The sequence below is a fragment of the Rhizobium sp. P40RR-XXII genome (assembly GCF_012641405.1).
GTDB lineage: Bacteria > Pseudomonadota > Alphaproteobacteria > Rhizobiales > Rhizobiaceae > Rhizobium.
Genome location: NZ_JABAII010000008.1, coordinates 297,557 through 317,135, shown reverse-complemented (window position 1 = coordinate 317,135; position 19,579 = coordinate 297,557). Strand labels below are relative to the sequence as shown.

General features: G+C 61.6%; 18 protein-coding genes. 4 read left to right on the top strand and 14 right to left on the bottom strand.

The genetic code is table 11. From position 1 onward, the window contains the following. Positions 1-78: 78 nt before the first annotated feature. The 3 genes from HGP16_RS18125 to HGP16_RS18115 all read left to right on the top strand — a co-directional run bounded on the left by HGP16_RS18125 (position 79) and on the right by HGP16_RS18115 (position 1,665). The gene (locus HGP16_RS18125) at positions 79-423 is read left to right on the top strand and encodes a helix-turn-helix domain-containing protein (protein WP_168841452.1); all 345 of its coding nucleotides are present in this window, start codon (positions 79-81) and stop codon (positions 421-423) included. A gap of 16 nt (positions 424-439) precedes the next feature. After that, on the top strand, positions 440-1,297 hold the full coding sequence (locus tag HGP16_RS18120) for an NlpC/P60 family protein (RefSeq protein WP_168841391.1): 858 nt from the start codon (positions 440-442) through the stop codon (positions 1,295-1,297). A gap of 128 nt (positions 1,298-1,425) precedes the next feature. Continuing rightward, entirely contained in the window at positions 1,426-1,665 is a 240-nt protein-coding gene (locus HGP16_RS18115) for a hypothetical protein (RefSeq protein ID WP_168841390.1), read from the top strand. Positions 1,666-1,688: 23 nt separating this feature from the next. Here the strand turns inward: HGP16_RS18115 and HGP16_RS18110 are convergent, their stop codons facing one another. Continuing rightward, positions 1,689-2,654 carry a DMT family transporter gene (locus HGP16_RS18110; RefSeq protein WP_168841389.1) on the bottom strand — a complete coding sequence of 322 codons (966 nt, stop codon included), beginning with the start codon at positions 2,652-2,654 and terminating at the stop codon, positions 1,689-1,691. 124 nt (positions 2,655-2,778) lie between these two features. Between HGP16_RS18110 and HGP16_RS18105 the strand changes: the two genes are divergently transcribed. Next, positions 2,779-3,258 carry an Lrp/AsnC family transcriptional regulator gene (locus tag HGP16_RS18105; RefSeq protein ID WP_168841388.1) on the top strand — a complete coding sequence of 160 codons (480 nt, stop codon included), beginning with the start codon at positions 2,779-2,781 and terminating at the stop codon, positions 3,256-3,258. A 22-nt stretch (positions 3,259-3,280) separates the two neighbouring features. Here the strand turns inward: HGP16_RS18105 and HGP16_RS18100 are convergent, their stop codons facing one another. The 13 genes from HGP16_RS18100 to HGP16_RS18040 form a co-directional block, all read right to left on the bottom strand. After that, positions 3,281-4,672, bottom strand: coding sequence for an amidase (locus HGP16_RS18100; RefSeq protein ID WP_168841387.1), 1,392 nt, complete (start codon positions 4,670-4,672; stop codon positions 3,281-3,283). 23 nt (positions 4,673-4,695) lie between these two features. Further along, the gene (locus tag HGP16_RS18095; RefSeq protein ID WP_168841386.1) at positions 4,696-5,562 is read right to left on the bottom strand and encodes an ABC transporter permease; all 867 of its coding nucleotides are present in this window, start codon (positions 5,560-5,562) and stop codon (positions 4,696-4,698) included. Further along, complete coding sequence (locus HGP16_RS18090) at positions 5,559-6,512, bottom strand: ABC transporter permease (RefSeq protein WP_168841385.1); 954 nt, start codon at positions 6,510-6,512, stop codon at positions 5,559-5,561. The genes HGP16_RS18095 and HGP16_RS18090 overlap by 4 nt, the downstream gene beginning before the upstream one ends. A gap of 44 nt (positions 6,513-6,556) precedes the next feature. Beyond that, on the bottom strand, positions 6,557-8,086 hold the full coding sequence (locus tag HGP16_RS18085; RefSeq protein WP_168841384.1) for an ABC transporter substrate-binding protein: 1,530 nt from the start codon (positions 8,084-8,086) through the stop codon (positions 6,557-6,559). Between the two features lie 155 nt (positions 8,087-8,241). Then, on the bottom strand, positions 8,242-9,159 hold the full coding sequence (locus tag HGP16_RS18080; protein WP_168841383.1) for a LysR substrate-binding domain-containing protein: 918 nt from the start codon (positions 9,157-9,159) through the stop codon (positions 8,242-8,244). Positions 9,160-9,174: 15 nt separating this feature from the next. Then, a complete protein-coding gene (locus tag HGP16_RS18075; RefSeq protein WP_409526848.1) occupies positions 9,175-10,191 on the bottom strand; it encodes a P1 family peptidase in 1,017 nt (338 codons plus the stop codon). Between the two features lie 287 nt (positions 10,192-10,478). Beyond that, positions 10,479-10,673, bottom strand: coding sequence for a hypothetical protein (locus tag HGP16_RS18070; protein ID WP_112511403.1), 195 nt, complete (start codon positions 10,671-10,673; stop codon positions 10,479-10,481). Positions 10,674-11,185: 512 nt separating this feature from the next. After that, a complete protein-coding gene (locus HGP16_RS18065) occupies positions 11,186-14,113 on the bottom strand; it encodes an aminotransferase (protein ID WP_168841381.1) in 2,928 nt (975 codons plus the stop codon). A gap of 135 nt (positions 14,114-14,248) precedes the next feature. Beyond that, positions 14,249-14,800 carry a hypothetical protein gene (locus HGP16_RS18060; RefSeq protein ID WP_168841380.1) on the bottom strand — a complete coding sequence of 184 codons (552 nt, stop codon included), beginning with the start codon at positions 14,798-14,800 and terminating at the stop codon, positions 14,249-14,251. Positions 14,801-14,905: 105 nt separating this feature from the next. Next, a complete protein-coding gene (gene purU / locus HGP16_RS18055) occupies positions 14,906-15,790 on the bottom strand; it encodes a formyltetrahydrofolate deformylase (protein ID WP_168841379.1) in 885 nt (294 codons plus the stop codon). A gap of 210 nt (positions 15,791-16,000) precedes the next feature. Beyond that, positions 16,001-17,026: an acyltransferase gene (locus HGP16_RS18050; protein WP_168841378.1), complete on the bottom strand. Its 1,026-nt coding sequence runs from the start codon at positions 17,024-17,026 to the stop codon at positions 16,001-16,003. Between the two features lie 38 nt (positions 17,027-17,064). Further along, positions 17,065-18,309: a hypothetical protein gene (locus tag HGP16_RS18045; protein WP_168841377.1), complete on the bottom strand. Its 1,245-nt coding sequence runs from the start codon at positions 18,307-18,309 to the stop codon at positions 17,065-17,067. A gap of 104 nt (positions 18,310-18,413) precedes the next feature. After that, the gene (locus HGP16_RS18040) at positions 18,414-19,496 is read right to left on the bottom strand and encodes a glycoside hydrolase family 5 protein (protein ID WP_168841376.1); all 1,083 of its coding nucleotides are present in this window, start codon (positions 19,494-19,496) and stop codon (positions 18,414-18,416) included. Between the last annotated feature and the right edge of the window lie 83 nt (positions 19,497-19,579).

The following is a 19,579-nucleotide window of genomic DNA, read 5'->3' as shown; positions in this document are numbered from 1 at the left end:
TTCGTCGTTAGTCCCCTTGAAACCGCCATGATCTTGGCCGAGACTGAAACGGTAGCGTAACGAATTTCGGGGTTGCTTTTGCCGCTTGATCTCTCTGCCTCGCAGGCTCTTGGCCTCTGGCATGGCGTGACGCTCGCTCAGGTGCGCCGCGAGGATCATGATTTGACCTTGCGGCAGATGGCGATCCTGCTTCAAATCTATCTCGTGCCGCCGCCACATACCGTTCGTGGCCTTGCCGCGACGCTCGGCGTCACCAAGCCGGTCATCACTAGGGCGCTTGACACCATGGGCGCGATGGGTTTGGTCGACCGCGTGCGCGACGATCGCGACCGCCGCAACGTCATCATTAAGCGTACGGTCACCGGCGCGCTCTATCTTGAAAAACTCGGCGATCTCGTCATCGAGCACGGCCGCAAATTGTAACCTCAGGAATTTCGTCATGACGCTCGACCGCCGCCTCAATGCTTTCAGGCCCGATCTCGCCGAGGCCTCTCTTAAAGGTAAAGTTGAGGCCGAGCGCTTCGCTGAAGGCAACAGCGCCCGTGTTGCCGTTCCCGTCGTCGCGCTTCGGCCCAAGCCGGATCTGGCTTCGGGCATCGATACCGAGCTGCTGATGGGCGAGGAAGTCGCGGTTTTCGAGCGCCGCGATGGCTGGTGCTGGGTGAAGGCACTCGCCGACAGCTATGTCGGCTATCTCCCCGAAGGGGCGATCAAGGAAGGCGCGGCGGCGCCCACCCATGTCGTCATTCCGCAGCGCACTTTCCTCTATCCCGAGCCGGAGCTGCGCAAGCCGCATGCCGCGGTCCTCTCCATGGGCAGCCTCGTGCATGTGACCGGCATGGCGGAGGCGCGCGGCAATCACTATGTCGTCCTGGAGGACGGTACCGCGATCTTCGCAAAACATGTGCAGCCAATCGGCGACAACCGCGGCGGTGACTTCGTCGATGTCGCCTTGCGCTTTATCGAGACGCCCTATCTCTGGGGCGGCCGCTCCGGGCTTGGCATCGATTGCTCCGGCCTTGTGCAGCTGGCGCTGTCGATGACCGGCCGCGCAGCACCCCGCGATACCGACATGCAGGCCGCCGGCCTCGGCCAGCCGATTACGCGCGACGAGCTGAAGCGCGGTGATTTCGTCTTCTGGAAGGGCCATGTCGCCATCATGGAAGGTCCGGAAACCATCGTCCACGCCAACGGCCATACCATGACTGTCGCTCGTGAGAATTTTGCCGCCGCCGTCGAGCGCATCGGATGGCTCTACGAACAGCCGACGGGTTATCGCCGTTTCACCGACGACTGATAATCCCTTAAATCGGAATCGATTTAAGGAATTATTCAGCATCTCAAAGTGTTACAGCGCCCCGGAACCGCTCTTTCTTTTGCTCGTTATCTCTTTGATCGAGATATCCTATCGAGAGGAGAAAGCTCATGCCCATCACGGCCATGGAAAAGACGGTCCGGGATATTCTGCTCGACAACCACATGCGCAAGAACGGCAAGATCGACAGGTTGCGCGAGCTGCAGAGCGAGGCTCGGGCCATCCAGCGCGCCGGCAGCGAAAGCTCGATGAGTGCGGATGATGGCCTGCAGGACGATCTGCGCGTGATCGAGAAGGCGTTGCACGATCTTCACGCCGACACCAAGGAAAAGGGTGCCGCAACCTTGTAGGCGACGGTACTCGAACGGTCGTTTTACGGCGTGCGCGGCCGGGCGATCCAGATCCCGGCGATGATGACGAGGCCGCCGAGAGCTTGGATCAGCGTGACGTTTTCGCCGAACAGGAACCAGGCGAAAAGTGCGGCTGCGATCGATTCCAGGAAAATGACGAGCGAGGAGAAAACGGTCGGCAACCGTCCGAGTGCCACCGAAAGCAGGCCTTGTCCGCCGGCATGGCTGATGAGGCCCAGCGCCAGAAGCACGCACCATCCCGAAATCGACTGTGGCAATATCCGCGGTTCGAAGAAGAAGGCGACCAGGAACAGGATCGTGGCGGTGATGACGCTGAGTTCGAAAGTGACGCGTGCCGCATTCGTCGTTGGCCGCGCCCCGCCGACCGCCAGGAAATAGAGGCCGAAGAACGCACCGGTGACGATGGCAAGCGTATCGCCGACGGCGCGGCTTGGATTGAATGCAAGGCTTTGCGCCACCAGCGCCGTGCCGCCCGCAAGGCAGACCAGAAGCCCGATCAGTGTGGTGCGATCGACCCGCTGCCGCAGGAGAAGCCAGCCGAAGATGACGACCCAGAGCGGCGCCATGGTCGCAAAGAATGTCGCATTGGCTATGGTCGTCCGCACGATAGCGAGGTGCCAGAAGAACAGGTCCCCCGTAAAGGCGATGCCGGCGAGAATGGTCGGCAGCGTAAAACTGGCACGGGGTGCCGTGACCTCCGAAGCCTCCGCATATCGCATCCAGATCCAGAGGACAGGCAGCGCAAGGAAGACGCGCCAGAATGCGCTGGCGAAAGGTCCGACATCGGCCAGGCGTACGAGGCTTGGGGAGATACTCATGGCCAGCGCGGCAAGGAGCATTGCCACGACCCCGAAAAGAAACCCTTTCGAGTGGCCGGAGCCTGTCTTGCCGGTAGCATGGCGGCTTGAACCCGTCCTCTCGCCAAGATCCGCGGCGCCTGTATCGTAATCGGTGTCCGGCTGTGACATTCTCGTGCCTTTGCAAGTCAGATGATGTGTGGCGCAAAGCTATTACATGCGGGAAGAGTATTTGGCTCCATTTTGACGGTTTCCATGCAATTTTGTTTCCTCTTTGCGGTAAGGATGTTTTGAAATGCGCAAACCCGCCGATCTCGATGAATTCGACCTGGCGATTCTCGATCTTCTTCAGAAAGACAGCAGCGCTCCGCAGCGCAAGATCGGCGAACTGGTCAATCTCTCGGCGCCCGCCGTGCAGCGGCGCATCAAGCGCATGCAGGCTGATGGCGTTATTGAGACGAATATTGCCGTCATCAATCCGGCAACGATAGGCTTGCCGATCACTATCATCGTCGAGGTCCATATCGCAAACGAGCGTTATGACCTGATCAATGCGATTAAGCGCAGCTTCCTGGAGGCGCCGGAAGTTCAGCAATGCTATCAGGTCACCGGCGAAGCGGATTTCGTGCTTGTCGTCGTCGTGGCCAGCATGTCCGACTATGAGGCGCTGACGAGGCGTCTGTTCTACGACAATCCGAATGTCACGAAATTCAAATCGCTCGTTGCCATGGACCGGGTGAAGGTCGGTCTTTCCTTGCCACTGGCGCGGGATTAGCCGGCTGTCCGCATGGTGCTGTTCATCCCGGCCGTTTCGGCCAGTTGGTCACGCCGCCGCTCCAATCCTCGAAGGCCTTCGAGAGACGAAGTACCAGCATGTCGTCGAAGCGCGGGCCGACGATCTGCAGGCCGATCGGCATGCCGGAGCGGGAGAAGCCGCAATTGATCGACGAGGCCGGCTGCTCCGACATGTTCCACGGAACGGTGAAGCCGATGTGCTCGAAGGGCAGGGCAGGATCGTTGGTGGGGGAGGCCCATTCGGCGGGATAGGACACGATCGGATTGGTCGGCGAAAGCACGGCGTCGACTTCGGTGAAGAGCCTGCCGCAGCTCTTGCGCATCTCGATCGTCTGGTTGAAACCGCGAACGGCATCGACGCCGCTGACATCGGCGCCGCCCTTTGCCCAGCTGTGGATATAGGGCAGGATTGAGTTTCGCCGCTCCTCGCTCAATCCCATGATGTCGCCCCAGAAGCGCGCGCGCCAGAAGACATCGAGCCCGTCGAGCATCCGCCTGGTTAGCACTGGCGCAACGTCGATGATAGTCGCGCCTGCGTCCTCGAAGCGCCTGGCGGCGGCAAGGACTGCGTCACGCACCTCGTCATCGACGGGCAGGCCGCAGCCGGCATCCAGCATCAGGCCGATCTTCATGCCGCTGACGTCGACGCCGAGATCCATCCAGTCGATCCCGTTCGGCGGCAGGCTGGTGCCGTCGCGCCAGTCGGGACGCGACAGCGTCGCCATGGAGAAGGCGGCATCCTCGACCGTGCGGGTCATCGGTCCGGCGCATCGCCCGACATAATAGGGATCGACCGGAATGCGGCCATGGCTTGGCTTGAAGCCGAAAATGCCCGTCCAGCCCGCCGGCAGCCGCACCGAGCCGCCGATATCGGTGCCGATATGCAGCGGTCCGTAGCCGGCTGCTGCGGCGGCCGCCGCGCCGGCGCTGGAGCCGCCCGGATTTTGGCTGGGATCCCAAGGATTGCGGCTGAGCTTGTGAAAACTGGACAGGCCGGAGGAGAGCATGCCGTAGTCGGGACAGGTAGTTTTCGCGAAAATCACCGCGCCGTCCTCGCGCATGCGGGCGGCGATCGGCGCGTCCTCGGCGGCGGGAACAAGCTCGACGGCGGCCGTGCCGAGCGGCACCGGCTGGCCCTTGGTGGCGATCAGCTCTTTCAGCGTCACCGGAATGCCGTCCAGGGCTCCGAGCGGTCTACCCTTTGCCCAGCGCTCCGTGGATGCGGCCGCCTGCCTGCGTGCATCTTCTGGATCATAGGCATAGAGAGCAGCGATTGTCGGCTCCCATGCCTCGATAAGTTCTTCAAGCGCCAGCCAGTATTCGCTGGGAGACAGGCTCTTGTCGGCAAATTTGCGCCTGAGGTCTCGGATGGAAAGATCGGTCGGTTCGGTCATGATCTATACTCTTCATGTCTCAATCAGCGCGTCGCCTCGCGGGGGTCGAGGAGATCGCGCAGCCCGTCGCCGAGCAGGTTGAAGCCGAGGACGGTCAGCGCGATGGCAAGGCCCGGCAGCAGGGCCAGCCACGGCGCGACGTGGAAATAGGTCTGAGCGTCGGCCAGCATCCGTCCCCAGGTCGGCGCCGGCGGCGGCACGCTGAGGCCCAGGAAGGCAAGCCCGGCCTCGGTGAGGATCGCAAGGCCGAGCTGGATCGTCGCCTGGACGATGATGCTGCCCATGATATTAGGCATGATATGGCGCAGCGTGATGGCAAGCTGTGTATTGCCGATGGCGCGCGCCGCTAGCACATAATCCCGGCTCCAGGCCTGCAGTGCCGAGCTGAGCGCGACGCGGGCAAAGACCGGCACCATGAAGACGGCAATGGCGAGAATGGCCGTCGAGCGCCCGGTCCCAAGAAACGCGCCGAGGATCATGGCCGAAAGGATCGGCGGCAACGCGAAGATCACGTCGCAGGCCCGCATGATCAGGGCCTCGAACAAGCCGCGTTGGGCGGCGGCGGAAACACCGATAATCGTTCCGAGCGTACCGCCGATCGCGACGGCCGAAACGGAGATCGACAGCGAATTCCAGCAGCCGGCCATCAGCATCGACAGGACGTCGTGGCCCAGCTGATCGGTGCCGAGAAGCCCGAAGCCGAAGGGCGGCTGCAGCTTATGGGTGATCTGCATCTTTGCCGGCGGCACGGGCGTCCAGAACAGCGAGACGATGGCGACGCAGACGAGGGCAGCAGTGATCAAGGCGCCGGCCATCAGGTTCGCGCGTCGCAACGCCTGAAAACGGCGGCGATAAGGCCGGACGGCGGCTCTGGTTTCGGCGGTGATCATCGTGCGCCTCCCGCTCGCAGTCGGGGATCGATGGCAAGATAGGAGAGATCCACCAGGAAATTCACGACGATGACGAGGGCGGCAAAGAACAGCACGACATCCTGAAGCACGATGATATCGCGCTGGCTGAGGGCCTGGTAGGCAAGGCGGCCAAGGCCGGGCAAGGTGAAGACGTTTTCGATCAGCACGGCGCCGGCAACCAGAAAGGTGAACTGCAGTCCGAGAATGGTCAGCACCGGCACCAGCGCATTCGGTACCACATGCCCCCAGAGGACGCGGCTGCGCGACAGGCCCTTGGCGACCGCCGTGCGGGCAAAATCCTCATGCAGCGTATCGAGCACGGCCGAGCGCGCGACCCTTGTCAGCACCGCCGCCTGCGGCAGCGCAAGGGCGAAGGCGGGCAGCACGAGCGATTTCAGGGCTGGCCACGCTCCGCTGCCCCAGCCGGGAAAGCCGCCGGCCGGCATCCAGCCGAGCGAGGTCGCAAATAGCAGCACCAGCAGCAGCCCCACCCAGAAGCCCGGCACGGCAATCCCCATCTGCGAAAACAGCGTTGCCACGATATCGAAGAAGCCGCCGCGCTTGGCAGCTGCCGCGACACCAAGCGGCACGGCGACGAGGACGGACAGCAGGATGGCAAGGGCAGCAAGCGGCAGGGTGACCGCAAGCCGTTCGGCAATCAGGCCGGCAACCGGCACGCCGTAAGTATAGGAGCTACCGAGATCACCCGTCAGCGCGCCGGCGAGCCATTGTCCGTAGCGGATGATCAAAGGCTGATCGAGGCCCATCTCGTGCCGGAGCGCGGCTAGCGTCTCCGGTGTCGCCGAAGTGCCGAGCGTGATCGCGGCCGGGTCGCCCGGCAGCAGCGCCATGACCACAAAGACCAGCAGCGAGACCGCGATCAGCGTCAGGATCAGTCCGAAAATCCGGCGGGTGAGCAGTGCGATCATAACTTGTCCATGGCCGATCAGCCGGCATCGTCACGCGGATGCGCTCAGTCTTCCCAGGAGACGTTGGTCAACACGTTCGACGGGATGGGCTCGTTCTCCCAGAGACCCTTCAGCTTCTTGTCCCAGACGCCGAGCTTCGGCATGACGAAGAGAAAGAGGGCGGGCACGTCCTCGGCAAGAATAGCCTGCGCCTCGCCGTAGAGCTTGTTCTGCTCGGCCGCATCGGCGGTAAGCTGGATCTTCTTCATCAGCGCGTTGAAATCAGGGTTCTTGTAGTTGAAGTAATAGGGCTCGCGTGAATAGATATCGATATCCAGCGGCTCGGCATGGGCAACGATGGTCATCTCGTAGTTGCGGCCGCTGAAAACGTCCTGCACCCATTTCGCCGGAAATTCCGTCGGCTCGATATTCATCGTCACGCCGATATCGGCAAACATCGCCTGCATCACCTGCGCGCTGCGCGGCGCATAGGCCATCTGCGGCGTCTTGATGGTGAAGGTAAAGCCGTTCGGGTAGCCGGCTTCGGCAAGCAGGGCCTTGGCCTTGGCGGCATCGTAGGGCAGCGTACCGGTCAGGTCCTTGTAGCCGGGGTCGTTCGGCGTGTAGTGGCTGCCGATCGCGGTCCCCAGGCCGGACCATGCACCCTCGATGATCGTCTTACGGTCGAGCGCCATCATCAGGGCCTGGCGCACGCGCTTGTCGTCGAAGGGCTTGCGCGTGTTGTTCATGCCGGCCACAACCTTCAGCTCGGTGTTGCCGATCTTGGTCGTCAGCCTTGGGTCGCCCTCGAAGGAATTCATGAGCTCCGGCGCGGCGAATTCCGGAAAGGCGTCGAGATCGCCGGCCTTCAGCGCCGCGGCTTCAGCCTGTGGGTCGGAAATGAAGCGGAAGGTCACCTTCTCGAGTTTCACATCGACCGACTTGTTCCAGTAGTCCGGGTTCTTGACGAGGTCGACATGATCGCCCTTGGCCCAGGCGGAGAATTTGAACGGGCCGGTGCCAACCGGCGCCGTCTTGTCGTTGGTGGAGGATTTCGGCCCGACCATCACCGAGCTCGGCCAGCCAAGCCAGTAGAGCAGGCTGCCGGTCGGCGAGGAAAGATGCAGGACAAGCGTTTCCGCATCCGGCGTGTCGATCGAGACGATGGTGGCGAAGAAGCGCTTTTGCGGATTGACGGATTGGGCGCCGCGGGCGCGATCGAGCGTGAATTTGGCGGCCGCCGAATCGAAGACTTGGCCGTCATGGAATTTCACCCCGGTCTGCAGCTTGAATGTATATGTCAGGCCGTCAGGCGAAATCTCCCAGCTCTTTGCGAGCTGCGGCACGATCTTGCCGCCGTCGTCGATGGCGACCAACCCCTCGAAGATATTCTGCCACGTAACCTGGCCGATCGCGACGGGGGCGGCGATTGTCGGATCGAGCCCCGTCGGCTCGACGCTCATGCCGAGATTGAGCGTCGTCTTGGCGGCTTGCGCTTGGCTCAGGCCTAGCATCAACAGTCCGGCAGAAAATGCCGCACCATAGGCGAGGCGCCGCGCGAAATCGCCGAGGCTCGGGCATAAAAACGTGGTCATCTCAGTTCCCTTGCTTTTGCCCGCAAGCCGGCTTCCCTCCGGCATGCGGTTTTTTCAGGATAGTGTCATCTCGCAAGCGCACACACAATTCCGAAAGTGTGTGCTCGGTGTAGCCGATATCGCTACACTGGATTTCCTTAATGATGATGGTTCGATCAATCCTGCCTCCCCTTGGCAGTCAGATGCTGGCGCATGAAGCGCTCGATGAAATCAAGCAGTTTGCCGGCGGCAAAGGAAAGCTGACGGTCGGGCGCGACGCAGAGATCGATCGGCGTTCTCACTCCCTTACCATCAGCGAGGGGCAAGGCAACAAGCTGGCCTGCCGCGATCTCCCGCTGCACCGTCAGCGCCGGCAGCATGGTGATCGCAGCGCCACGCAGAACCAGCTCCTTCTGCATTTCCAGCGATCCGGTCTCGAACACGGGATCGAGCGTCAATCCCTCGCGCTCGAACAGCGCGTCGAAGGCTTGTCTTGCGCCGAAAGCGCGGTCGGGAACGGCAAGCGCGTGCATGGCGATTTCAGCAACGGAGACCTCATTGCCGTCCGCCAGCGGATGCAAGGCGGCGGCAATCACGTCATAGACGAGTTCGGCGCGCAGGCGCACCTTGGTTCCGGAAAGCGGCGGCGCAAACAGCGTCACCGCCATGTCGGCTTCGGCATTGCTGACGGCTTCGATGGCGTCGCGTGCACTGGTGATGGTCACCTCGAAGCGAAGCCTCGGATAGCGCAGGCTGAATTCGGCGAGCGCAGGCGCGAGGATGTTGGCGACGGCGGCGCCGCTGGCATAGATGCTGACCCGGCCGCGCTGGAGGCCTTTCAGGTCCTCGATCAGCTGGTGCACATGCTCGAGTTCGCGCAGTGTCCGGCCGGCGCGGGCGGCCAAGAGTTCGCCGGCGGCGGTCAGCTTGACACCGCGTGCACTGCGCTCGACCAGCTGCGTGCCGAAGTGGTGTTCAAGATTCTCGATCTGGCGGCTGATGGCTGTCGGCGCCACATTCAGGTTTTCGGCGGCCTGACGCATCGAGCTGGTGCGCACCAGCTCATCGAAATAGATTAGCGCCCGGATCTGCATGCGCGAAATCTCCGGCTAGGCAACAGCATTGGCGAAAAGATCCCGCCAAGCGGGCTGCGTGCCCTCGATCGGCAGCGCCGTCGCCTCATAGACGCCGCGAGCGATCGCGCGCGCCATGACGATGGTCGCGAGGTGGCAAAGCTCCATGAAGCTTGGCATGTCGTCGCGGGCGTGCCTGCCGGTGGATGCGGCAAAGACGGTATCGCCGTCCAGCGGCAGATGCGTCGGCAAAAGCGCCCGGGCAAAGCCGTCGTGAGCGCAGATGGACAGGCGATGCGCTTCCGCCTTGGTCAGTTGAGCATCGGTGACGACAGCGCCGATGGTCGTGGCGGTGATGTTGGTGCCCTTCAAACGCAGGCGCGAATCGATCACCTGCGGCATGCCGAGACCGCCGAATTCGCCATTCTCCTCGAAGGGGGCCGCCCAGAAATGCGGGCCGTCGCCGATAGTGGCGGAGCCGAGCGCATTGACGGCGACGATGGCGGCGATCCTGTATCCCTTGCTGCTGACGGCGCTCGCCGAACCGAGCCCGCCCTTGGCCGTCGCCGTCGTGGCGCCCGTTCCGGCGCCGATGGTGCCGAGCGCGAAGGAACCTTTGCTGGCCGCCTTGAAGGCCGCATAGCCGAGGTCGCGATAGGGCGAATGCAGCCCCCAATCCTTGTTGCCGCCATTGATGAGGTCGAAGAGGATTGCTTCTGGTACGATCGGCACGAGCACATCGCCGACCTTGAGACCGCGGCCGACTTCCCTCAAGCCCGCCTGCACGCCGCCGGCGGCATCGAGCCCGAAGGCCGAGCCGCCCGAAAGCACGAGCCCATCCACCGCGCCGACCGTCATCGCAGGGTCCAGCAATGCCGTATCCCGCCCGCCCGGAGCGCCGCCGAGAACGGTGCAGGAGGCAACGGCCGGCTCATCGAAGATGATGGCGGTGACGCCGGAGCCAAGCGGGAGATCGGTGGCATGACCGACGGCGACGCCTTCGACATCGGTCAGAAGATTGAGATGAGCAGCCAATGAAAAATCCTTCGCCATTCAATGCGCGAGGTCGTCATGGCGATAGGACCGCAAAGAGGGTGAAAACACAAGATGGGTTTGTCTGAGTGGGGAGGAGGTGTGGGGCCGACCCTCGTGGTTCGAGGCTCCGGCTTTCAGCCTGCGCGCCTCACCATGAGGGCGGGGAGAATGTAGAGATGCGGCGAAAAGCCTATGCGCCGGCTTGGTGCGAAAGACCAGCCCTCACGGTGAAGAGGCCCATAAGGCCGTCTCGAACCACGAGGGCGGGTGATTGGATTGGGTAAAAGCGGAGGCGAGCCGATCCATCAAACATGGATCGGCTTGGCCTGCTGGCGGGAGAGGAGATCGCGGATCGCAAGCTTCACTTCGTCCGCGTTTCTGAAACGCTGCTCGTCCAGATCATGGACATGATATTTGACAGCGATAAACTTGAGCCGATCCTGGTCGGGAACGACGATGCCGACGGGAACGCCGGCGTATTCGATAACTTGCTTCTTCATAAATAGACTCCCACTGCGCACTCACGCGCAGATATGGCGAATTGACTGTTTGATTCCGGTGGGAGGACGAACGTCACATTCGACAGCGCGGGCGGGAGAGTGCGCCCGAGCGGTCATTGCCAAGCACGGACCGCCGAAGGATCGAAGCGATGACTTTAATATTCAGCATGTCACTTCCTCAGTTGGCGTTGTACTTGCTGGAACTCCGATGACGGAGCACCGCGGTTCCGGTGAACTATTATCTACTATATTAGTGGATAATAGTGATTTCATCTTCAGAAACATATTCCGAAAGATGTCAAAATATCGACGATCAGGGAAATAAAATTCCGAGCCTGGCGGGTTGCGGGGAAGGTTGTGTTAAATGCCTTCGCACTGCTACCCGTGTCGGCATGGCTCGCCGATCACCGACAGACAGATAGGAACTGGCGCGAGATTCGACAATGCCCCTGCGGCATTAAAATTCACGCGCCACTAAAACACCTCAATGGTTAACGGCGCCCCAGGGCGCATCAAAATCCGTCTGCGAGCGCCGTTTCGAGGGCTTTCACGAAGAAATGGGCGCTTTCCGGCGCAAGGCAGAGCGGCGGCTTGATCTTCAACACATTCAGGTGATCGCCGGTCGGCTGCATGATGACCCCGAGGTCGAGCAGGCGCTCGCAGATCGCAGCCGTTTCTTCCGTGGCCGGCGTCAGTGCCTCCCTGTCACGGACGAATTCCACGCCGAGATAAAGCCCCGTGCCGTGGACAGCGCCGATCAGCGGGAAACGATCCATCAAAGCGATCAGCCCCGCCTTCAGCCGGTCGCCGACGACGCGGACGTTTTCCTGCAGGTTCTCGTCCTTGAGGACATCGAGAACGGTCAGGCCGACAATGCAGCTGACCGGACTGCCGCCGGCGGAGGAGAAGAAATAGCCTTCCTTCTCCAGCGAATCGGCAATCTCGCGACGGGTAATGACGGCGCCGAGCGGATGGCCGTTGCCCATGCCCTTGGCAATGGTGATGATATCAGGCACGACACCTTGCGTTTCGAAGCCCCAGAAGTGCTCGCCTAGCCGCCCATAGCCAACCTGTACTTCGTCGGCGATGCAAAGGCCGCCGCGCTGCCGGACGGCATCATAAACGCCGGCAAGATAGCCATGCGGCAATGCGATACCGCCGGCATTGCCGTAGACCGATTCCGCGATGAAGCCGGCGAGGCCGTCGCCCTTGTCGTCGATTGCTTTCAGTTTTGCCTCGACGTCGTTGAGGTAGCCTTGCGCGGAATCGGGGCCGCGGAATGGGCCGCGATAGGTATTGGGCGACAGGACGGGATGTACCCAGTCCGGTCGTGTCGTCAGCGCCTGCGGATTGTCGGCAATCGAGGTGGAGACCGCGTCGCTCGCGACAGTCCAGCCGTGATAGGCCTCCAGCAGGCAGAGCATGTTCCTCTTGGCCGTGTGCGCCCAGGCGAGGCGGATCGCGAGATCGTTTGCTTCCGAGCCGCTGTTGACGAGGAAGACACAGTCGAGCCCTTCCGGAGCGAGCATCGCCAGCCGCTCGGAAAATTCGGCGACGGCGGCATAATGGAAGCGGGAGTTGGTGTTGAGCCGCGACCACTGTTGCGCGATCGCCCCCGTCAGCCGCGGATGAGCGTGGCCAAGGATCGTCACGTTGTTGACCATGTCGAGGTAGCAGCGCCCCTGCGTGTCGAACAGGAATTCGCGCCAGCCGCGTTCGATCTGCGGCGGAAGCTCGTAATAGTGCTTCTGCGGCTTGGCGAAGCGGGCATCGCGCAATGACAGCAGTGCGGACGCATCCGGTCGTTGCGCTTCGCTGGCGGCGTTGAGAAGGGCTGCGGGCGAAGGGCAGATTGCCGACCAGCCATCCACCTGATCCGCAGCCGCAAAAAGCGGCGGTACGAGATTGGGCACGCGGCAAAGCTGCACGCGCAATCCTCCGATCGCCGAACCCTCGCTGCCGATCGTGCCGACCGTCGCGCCCTGTTCGATGGCAGCTCCATCCTCGAGAGCGCTTTCGACGCCGTCCAGATGAAGGCTGATGTCTTCGCCGGCGAGCACGAGGTGGTGCCCCTGCCGCTGCAGAAGGCCGGAAAAGGGGGCCGCAACTGTAGCGCCGGCCGGCAGGCAGATATCGCAATGCAGGGCGAAACTCTGCGGCGGCGCTATGTTGAGCGGAGCGGCGAGCGAGAGACGGAATTCGCCGTAGCGCGTTGCCGCCGCGCCTGATGTCATTGCCGTCTGGGCAAGCAGCCGCCAATCCATGTCGGGCTTTTGCCAGTTGCCGTCGGCGAAATCCGGCCCGGTGACGGAAAGATCGATCGCGGCGATCTGCGAGGGATCGATGTCAGGCAACAGCGGCGACCAGCTTTCCGTGGCGATCGGGGCGACGCCGAAGCCGATCGTCCGCAGGATTGCGGCTTCCATCACGTCCGGCTGCGCGCCGGTCGCGACATCGAAGATCTCGCGTTCGAAATCCAGGTTGCCGCGCACATAGTCATTGTCCGGGTCGATGGCGAGCTGCTGTTCGGTGCTGGCGGCGAGGATGACGGCGCGTGCAACGATCAGCGGCCACAGCGCCTTGGCCTCGACCTCTTCCAGCGGATAAATGGCATGATAGGCCTTGATGGCGGGAAGGATATGGAAGGGGTTGCCTTCGGCATGATGCAGCAGGGATGCGCAGGTCACAGCAAGATCGCCCACCAGCCAGCCCTGAATGATATCGCCGAAATCGATGACGCCGTCAGGCACAAGCTGCCCATGCGTGTCGGGATGGCTGACGACATTGTCGTCGGTGACGTCGTGATGCACGGGCTGGACGCGTAGATCGCCGGCAAGCGGCTGGATGCGCTTGACGGCGGCCACCATCGCCTTGGCGATGCGGTCGCGCGCTTCATGGTCGGTGATGGCCGACAGGAGCTGAACCGCCACGGGTCCTGCGCGGCGCAGGTCCCATTGCAGGCTTCGGTGAAGGCCGGGATGATCGAAATCGGCGAGATCGCGGGCAAGCCGGGCCGACAGCGCGCCAAGGCCGGCGGCTGAAGCCGGCGGCAGATGCTTGCGCCGCGTCAGCGTCTGGCCGGGTAGAAAGCCGAGCAGCCGGACGAGATAATCCTGCTCTCGGAGGGTGATGGTCAGGATGTCGCGGCCATTCAGCGCCGGCACGATCTCGGGCACACGCGGAGAATCCGGTTTGGCATGCAGGTGGCGGATAGCGGCATTCTGCGCCTCGAGCTCGACCAGCTCGTATTCGGCCCGGCAAATCTTCAGCACATAGGCATTGTCGCCGGCATCGATGCGGTAGTTGCGGTCCTGCTGGCTGCCGAGTTCTGTCAGTGTCCCGCTCAAGCCGTAATGCGCATACAGGATTTCCGCTGCTTCCTCCGGCGTCACGTCCGGTCTCGGCAGTTGCATACGATTCACAAGCGCGGCGTCGGCCATGGCATCCCCCCGGACGGTTCATTTGCATCGACACTAAACCATTCCATCTTAAAGAAAATTACCCAAAACAGATAGGGTGGTCGCGCAATGAGCGGAAAGATAGGCCGCCGAATGCAGCCGGCCAGGCATGATCGCCTACTCGACCTCGATGGAATAGCTGCAACCGGCCAACGTCTTGCCCGGATGAGCCTCATCGGTCGAGACGTTCAATGAGATGCGGGTGTGCAGCACGGTATCGGAATTTTCCTGCTGGTCCTTACGCGACAGGATTTCCCTTTCTCCGAGGAACTTGTTCGGCCGGTCGACCGCCGCCGTCACGCCGAGCTGTTTCGCCAGGGGATGCGGATCGGCTTCGTCGATCACGGCGAGTGGCCCGGTAGAGGCGAAGGCAACCCTGTTAGTCTGCCGTCCGAAGACGGTCACCGGCGCTGAAAGCTGGAATTCCCGCAGAAAGGGATTGTCTGACGGCAGCTCGCTGGTGCCGAACAGCTTCATCGCCTTGGCGCTTTCCGGCCCGGTCAGCCACATAGCAAATTCGTTGTAGCTCGGTACGTCATAGGTCGTGCATTCGATCAGCTTGGCAAGATCAATCTTGGAAGGGTCCTGTTCCGCCGTTTCGGCATGGGATGCCGGCGCAGATAGCAGAAACGCCGCGAGCAGCAGCGTTCCATGGCGATGGAATGACATGTCCTCTCTTCTCCTTGATCTCCGGAACGATTCGATACCGGCGGTATCAAATCGTGCTTCGGGGTAAAAAGAAAAGGGAGCCAGCTGCGATTGCGCGCTCGCGCCTCATCCCATCCTTTCGGAGGCGTATGATCCCGGGCTTGCCGGGAAGACGACGGTGCGGTTGCCGTTGAGGAAGGTGCGGAAGTGGATATGTGCGTGGATGGCACGGGCCAGCACCTGGCTCTCGACGTCGCGGCCGATCGAGACGTAATCCTCGGCCGACTGCGCATGCGTGATGCGGGCCGTGTCCTGCTCGATGATCGGACCCTCGTCGAGATCGGCGGTGACGTAATGCGCCGTCGCCCCGATCAGCTTCACGCCGCGCTCATAGGCCTGCTTATAAGGATTGGCGCCCTTGAAGGACGGCAGGAAGGAGTGATGGATGTTGATGATGCGGCCCGACATCTTCTGGCACATCGAGTCCGACAGGATCTGCATGTAGCGGGCCAGCACGATCAGCTCGGTGCCGGTCTGCTCGACCACGTCCATGATCCTGGCTTCGGCCTCCGGCTTGTTGGCCTTGGTCACCGGAATATGATGGAAGGGGATGTCGTGGTTGACGACGACTTTCTGGTAGTCGAAATGGTTGGAGACGACGCCGACGATGTCGATCGGCAATGCGCCGATCTTCCAGCGGTAGAGCAGGTCGTTGAGGCAATGGCCGAAGCGCGACACCATCAAGAGCACCTTCATGCGCTTCTTGGCATCGTGGATATCTGAAACCATGGCGAACTTTGCCGCGATCGGCTTGAAGCCTTCCGCCAGGGCGGCTTCGCCCACCCCTTCCTCGGAGATGAAGGAGACGCGCATGAAGAACATGCCGGTATCGAGGTCGTCGAACTGGCTGGAATCGACGATGTTGCAGCCCTGCTCGGCCAGATAATTCGAGATCGCCGCCACAATCCCGCGCGTCGACTTGCACGCTACTGTCAGTACATAGCTCGTCATGTCTCTTCCCTCGTAAAACGGCTTAATCTTCGCCGCTCGCTTATCGCAATCAGCCGGCAGGGAAAAGTGTCCCCGATCCAAACGTGGGCAAAGCTTATGACAGGCGGCGGAAAATTCCGTTCCCATTGCGCCGTCCAGCCGCGTATCCCCGTCGTCCCGAGAGAAGACGACGCGAATCTGATAGGGAACGCGAATTTGATAGGACGACAATCAAGCGGCGACTGCGCGCTTCCTTCTCCATTTTCGCCAGCGGCTGGGTGTCGTCAGCTCGTGGACGATGGCGCCGCCGATCGCCGAGCAGACGATGCAGCCGGTGACGAAGATCGGCGCATTTGCCAGAATGTCGAAATTCAGGTGGACGCAAACGACACGCAGCAATGCGAGCGTGAAGGCGTGGGTGATATAGATGCTGTAGGAGGCATCCCCCAGATAATTCAGCGTGGCAATGACCGGGAGCTTCGAGAAGTCGATAGAGACGGCCGAATACAGGATAACGACGGCCGGGATGCCCCACATGTAGGCGCGCATGCTGGCGTCGCAGAGCGTTTCGTTGATGAGCAGGAACGAGAATCCCATCACCAGCGCCGGCCAGGCAACGGCCTGCGGCAGGAGGATCTTGTCGAGATAGAGCTTGGCGAGAAGCACGCCCGCCAGAAATTCGTAGATGATCGGATCGCTATAGAATTTGGCGGCGGTCATATCGCCAGGGAGAACGCGACAGACGATGATGATCGCGGTCATCGCGGCAAACAGCGCGGCAAAGCGCCATTTTTCGCGCACGAGCAGCAGCAGGCCGAAGACGAGATAGAAGAACATCTCGTAGTTCAGCGTCCATCCCGGCACGACGACGGGAACGGTCAGCGTCGGATCGGCCGGATTGCGCCAGGGAAGGAAGAAGAGGGAAGCAATAAAGTGCGGAAGATCGAAGACTGTCGACTTCAGCAAGGTCGGCGCCACCAGCGCCACGCTTGCCGCAAACAGGGTCGCCAGCCAATAGAGCGGGACGATGCGCTGGATGCGGCGTCGGTAGAAATCCAGCGGGCGGATTTCGCGGCCGGCCGTGGTTAGCCACATGACGAAGCCGCTGAGCACGAAGAATATGTCGACGCCGGTCTCGCCGAAGAGATGGAAAACCGTCTGGAAGCCGGGATCGACCTTCGGCACCTGCAGCACCGAATGAAAATAGACGACCATGAGTGCAGCGATGGCACGCAGATACTGCAGCTGAACAAGCATCCCGATCCTCACGCAGCCGATGCCGACATGATGTCTGGTCAGCCCGGCACTCTGCTTTCGTTTAGGGTCTCCGACTGCGCCCGAACGGCGCGCGGTTTGTCGGAAACACGCATGTAACCGACGAGCAGCCAGAGCAGTCCGGCGATCTTGATGGAAAAGATTGCCGTACCGCCGATCATCATATTCAGAAAAATGAAAAGAGAGAGTGAATGCGCGCAGCGTCTTTGCGCCGCCGTCCTTCCCGCGGGATAGAGGCAGACGAAGAGCCAGAAGACGATCAGGCCGAAAATCGTCGATGCGTAGATGAGATAGACATAGCCGCTGTCGGCGAATTCGCCGATACGCGAGATCGACAGGCCAAGCATGGACTGGATATCGAGCTCCAGCATCTTCTTGATCGTGACCCCGACGCGCCCGGTGAAATTGTCGCCGACCTCCCCCGGTTTCATGAAGTGCACGAAGAAGCCGACCAGGATGATGACCGGCATCAGGATAAGGCTGAAACCCTTCGGGATCTTCGGAAACAGAAAGTATCCAGCGATGCTGACACAGGAGAAGATCAGCATCGTGCGGGTGTCGTTGGTGAGCAGGATCAGCAGCACCGTGGAGATGAACAGGGCTTTTTCGAGCAGGGCGAGCTTCGGCCAGAAGGAGAGCAGGTAGATGACGATGACGCCGCAGAAGTTGGCGAGCGACACCTGCTCCAGGAAGATCGAGGACGAGCGGTGATCGATGAGGCCGAATGAGAAGCGGCCCTGGAAACCGAGTGCGTTGGCAAAGAGGCCGGTCGAATTGAAGCTCGCCTGCTTGATCCCTCGCGTATTCTCGAAATATTCGCCGGGATGGAACAGGCTGACATAAAAGGGCGTGCTGACGACTTCGCAAACGAGGAACAGCAGCACGGCCGCGCAGGCGATCCGGAAGGCAAGCCTGACCGTTCGCTCGCTCGCCCAGCTGCCGATGCCGGCAAAGCAGAAGATGATCAGGATGTTGCGGAACTGGTCGATGAAGGTCAGGCGATTGAAGACGGTGATGTAGATCGTGATGACGAGCGTGAAGACGAGAAAAAGGACGATCGGCAGATCTTCCTCGTAGATTCCCTTCTTCAGAATGAAAGCCACGCTGGAGATCATCATCAGGCCCTCGCAGAGCACGACATGCGAGACCGAAAGCGGCATGATGTTGTGATTGATATAGGCGAGGATGCAATTGTAGAGCACCGAAAACAGCGTGATCGCCAGGATCGGATAATCGACGCGCTGTTTGTCGGTAAGGCTTCTCATCTGTTGTCCGGGCTGCCGAATCCTTTGGCCGGCGCAAAGATAGCAGTCTCATGAGTCGCGGCAAAGCGCCAACCGCTCGCCCCGCTGCAGGCTCTCGACGTCGATCAGCCAGCCGGCTTCACGGCCGCGCAGCTCGGCGCCAGGGGCGCCTTCTTGCCGACTGCGGTCGTGATCGTCTTCATTTGCGGCCGGTCCTTGCCGTTGCGCGGCTGCACGTTCAATGGTTCCTCCGCCGGCCACCATTCGCCCGCGGCCCAATAGCTCCAGCCGAGCCACGCGTCGCTGTTGTCCGCCATGATGCCGAAGACGGCCTTCAGCCCATCGAGGCAGGGTTGGCTGCCGGGCACGCCGAATTCGCCGAGAAAGCCGCGCTTGCCGTTCTTGCGCAGCCACTCCGTGACATCGAGCAATCCCCTTTGCGCGCTGTCGCTGCCCTCGCATGCAGTATGTGTGCCGGAGCTGTCCGCATCGAGATACTGATGGAATTCGAAGGCGTAGAAATCGAGCGGGTCCTTGATGCCGAGCATGACCGTGCCATTGGCACCGCCGCCCAGAACGTCGGCGGACCAGCTATGCGCGCCTGTCCAGTTCGTGCCGGGTACGAGGATGAGGTTGCGCGCGCCGACCGTGCGGATGCTGCGGATAGCCGCATTGGCCGCTTCCAGCCAGTCGGGCGCCTTGATGTCGTGCGGCTCGTTCATCAGGCCGAAGAGGACGCCCTTCCGGTTGGCGAATTCGATGGCGAGCCGCGCCCAGAAGTCGCCGAAGGCAAGGTCTGTCGCTGGTGCCTGCGTCAGCTGGGTCTTGTCGTAGTAGCCGAAATTGTGCGGATCGAGGAGCACGGCCATGCCGTGCTTCTGGACGAGATCGACGGCATCCTTCAGCCGCTGCAGCTCCGCGCCGTCGAAAGGTTGGCCCAGCACCGGCTGCAGGCGCTCCCAGCGGAAAGGCAGGCGCACGATATTCATGCCCTTGTTCGCGAAATAGCGTACGGTCTCTTCCGAAGGATATGTATAGTTGGCGCCGAGCACCCCGTCGCGGTCGCCATACTCGGCACCGGAAAGATTGATGCCGCGATAGCAGAGCTGCGAGGCCGCAAAGCCGTCATCGGCTTGCGCGGCAAAGGAAGCAATGGCCACTGTCGCGGCAAGCGCGCGATGCAGCAGTCTCGTCATCGGTCCCGTCATTGCAGGCTCCTGTTTCAGCGGCGAAGGCGCTGTTTTCATAAGGCTGGTCGCGTTGAACAATGATGAATGAAAAGGCGCTGTCG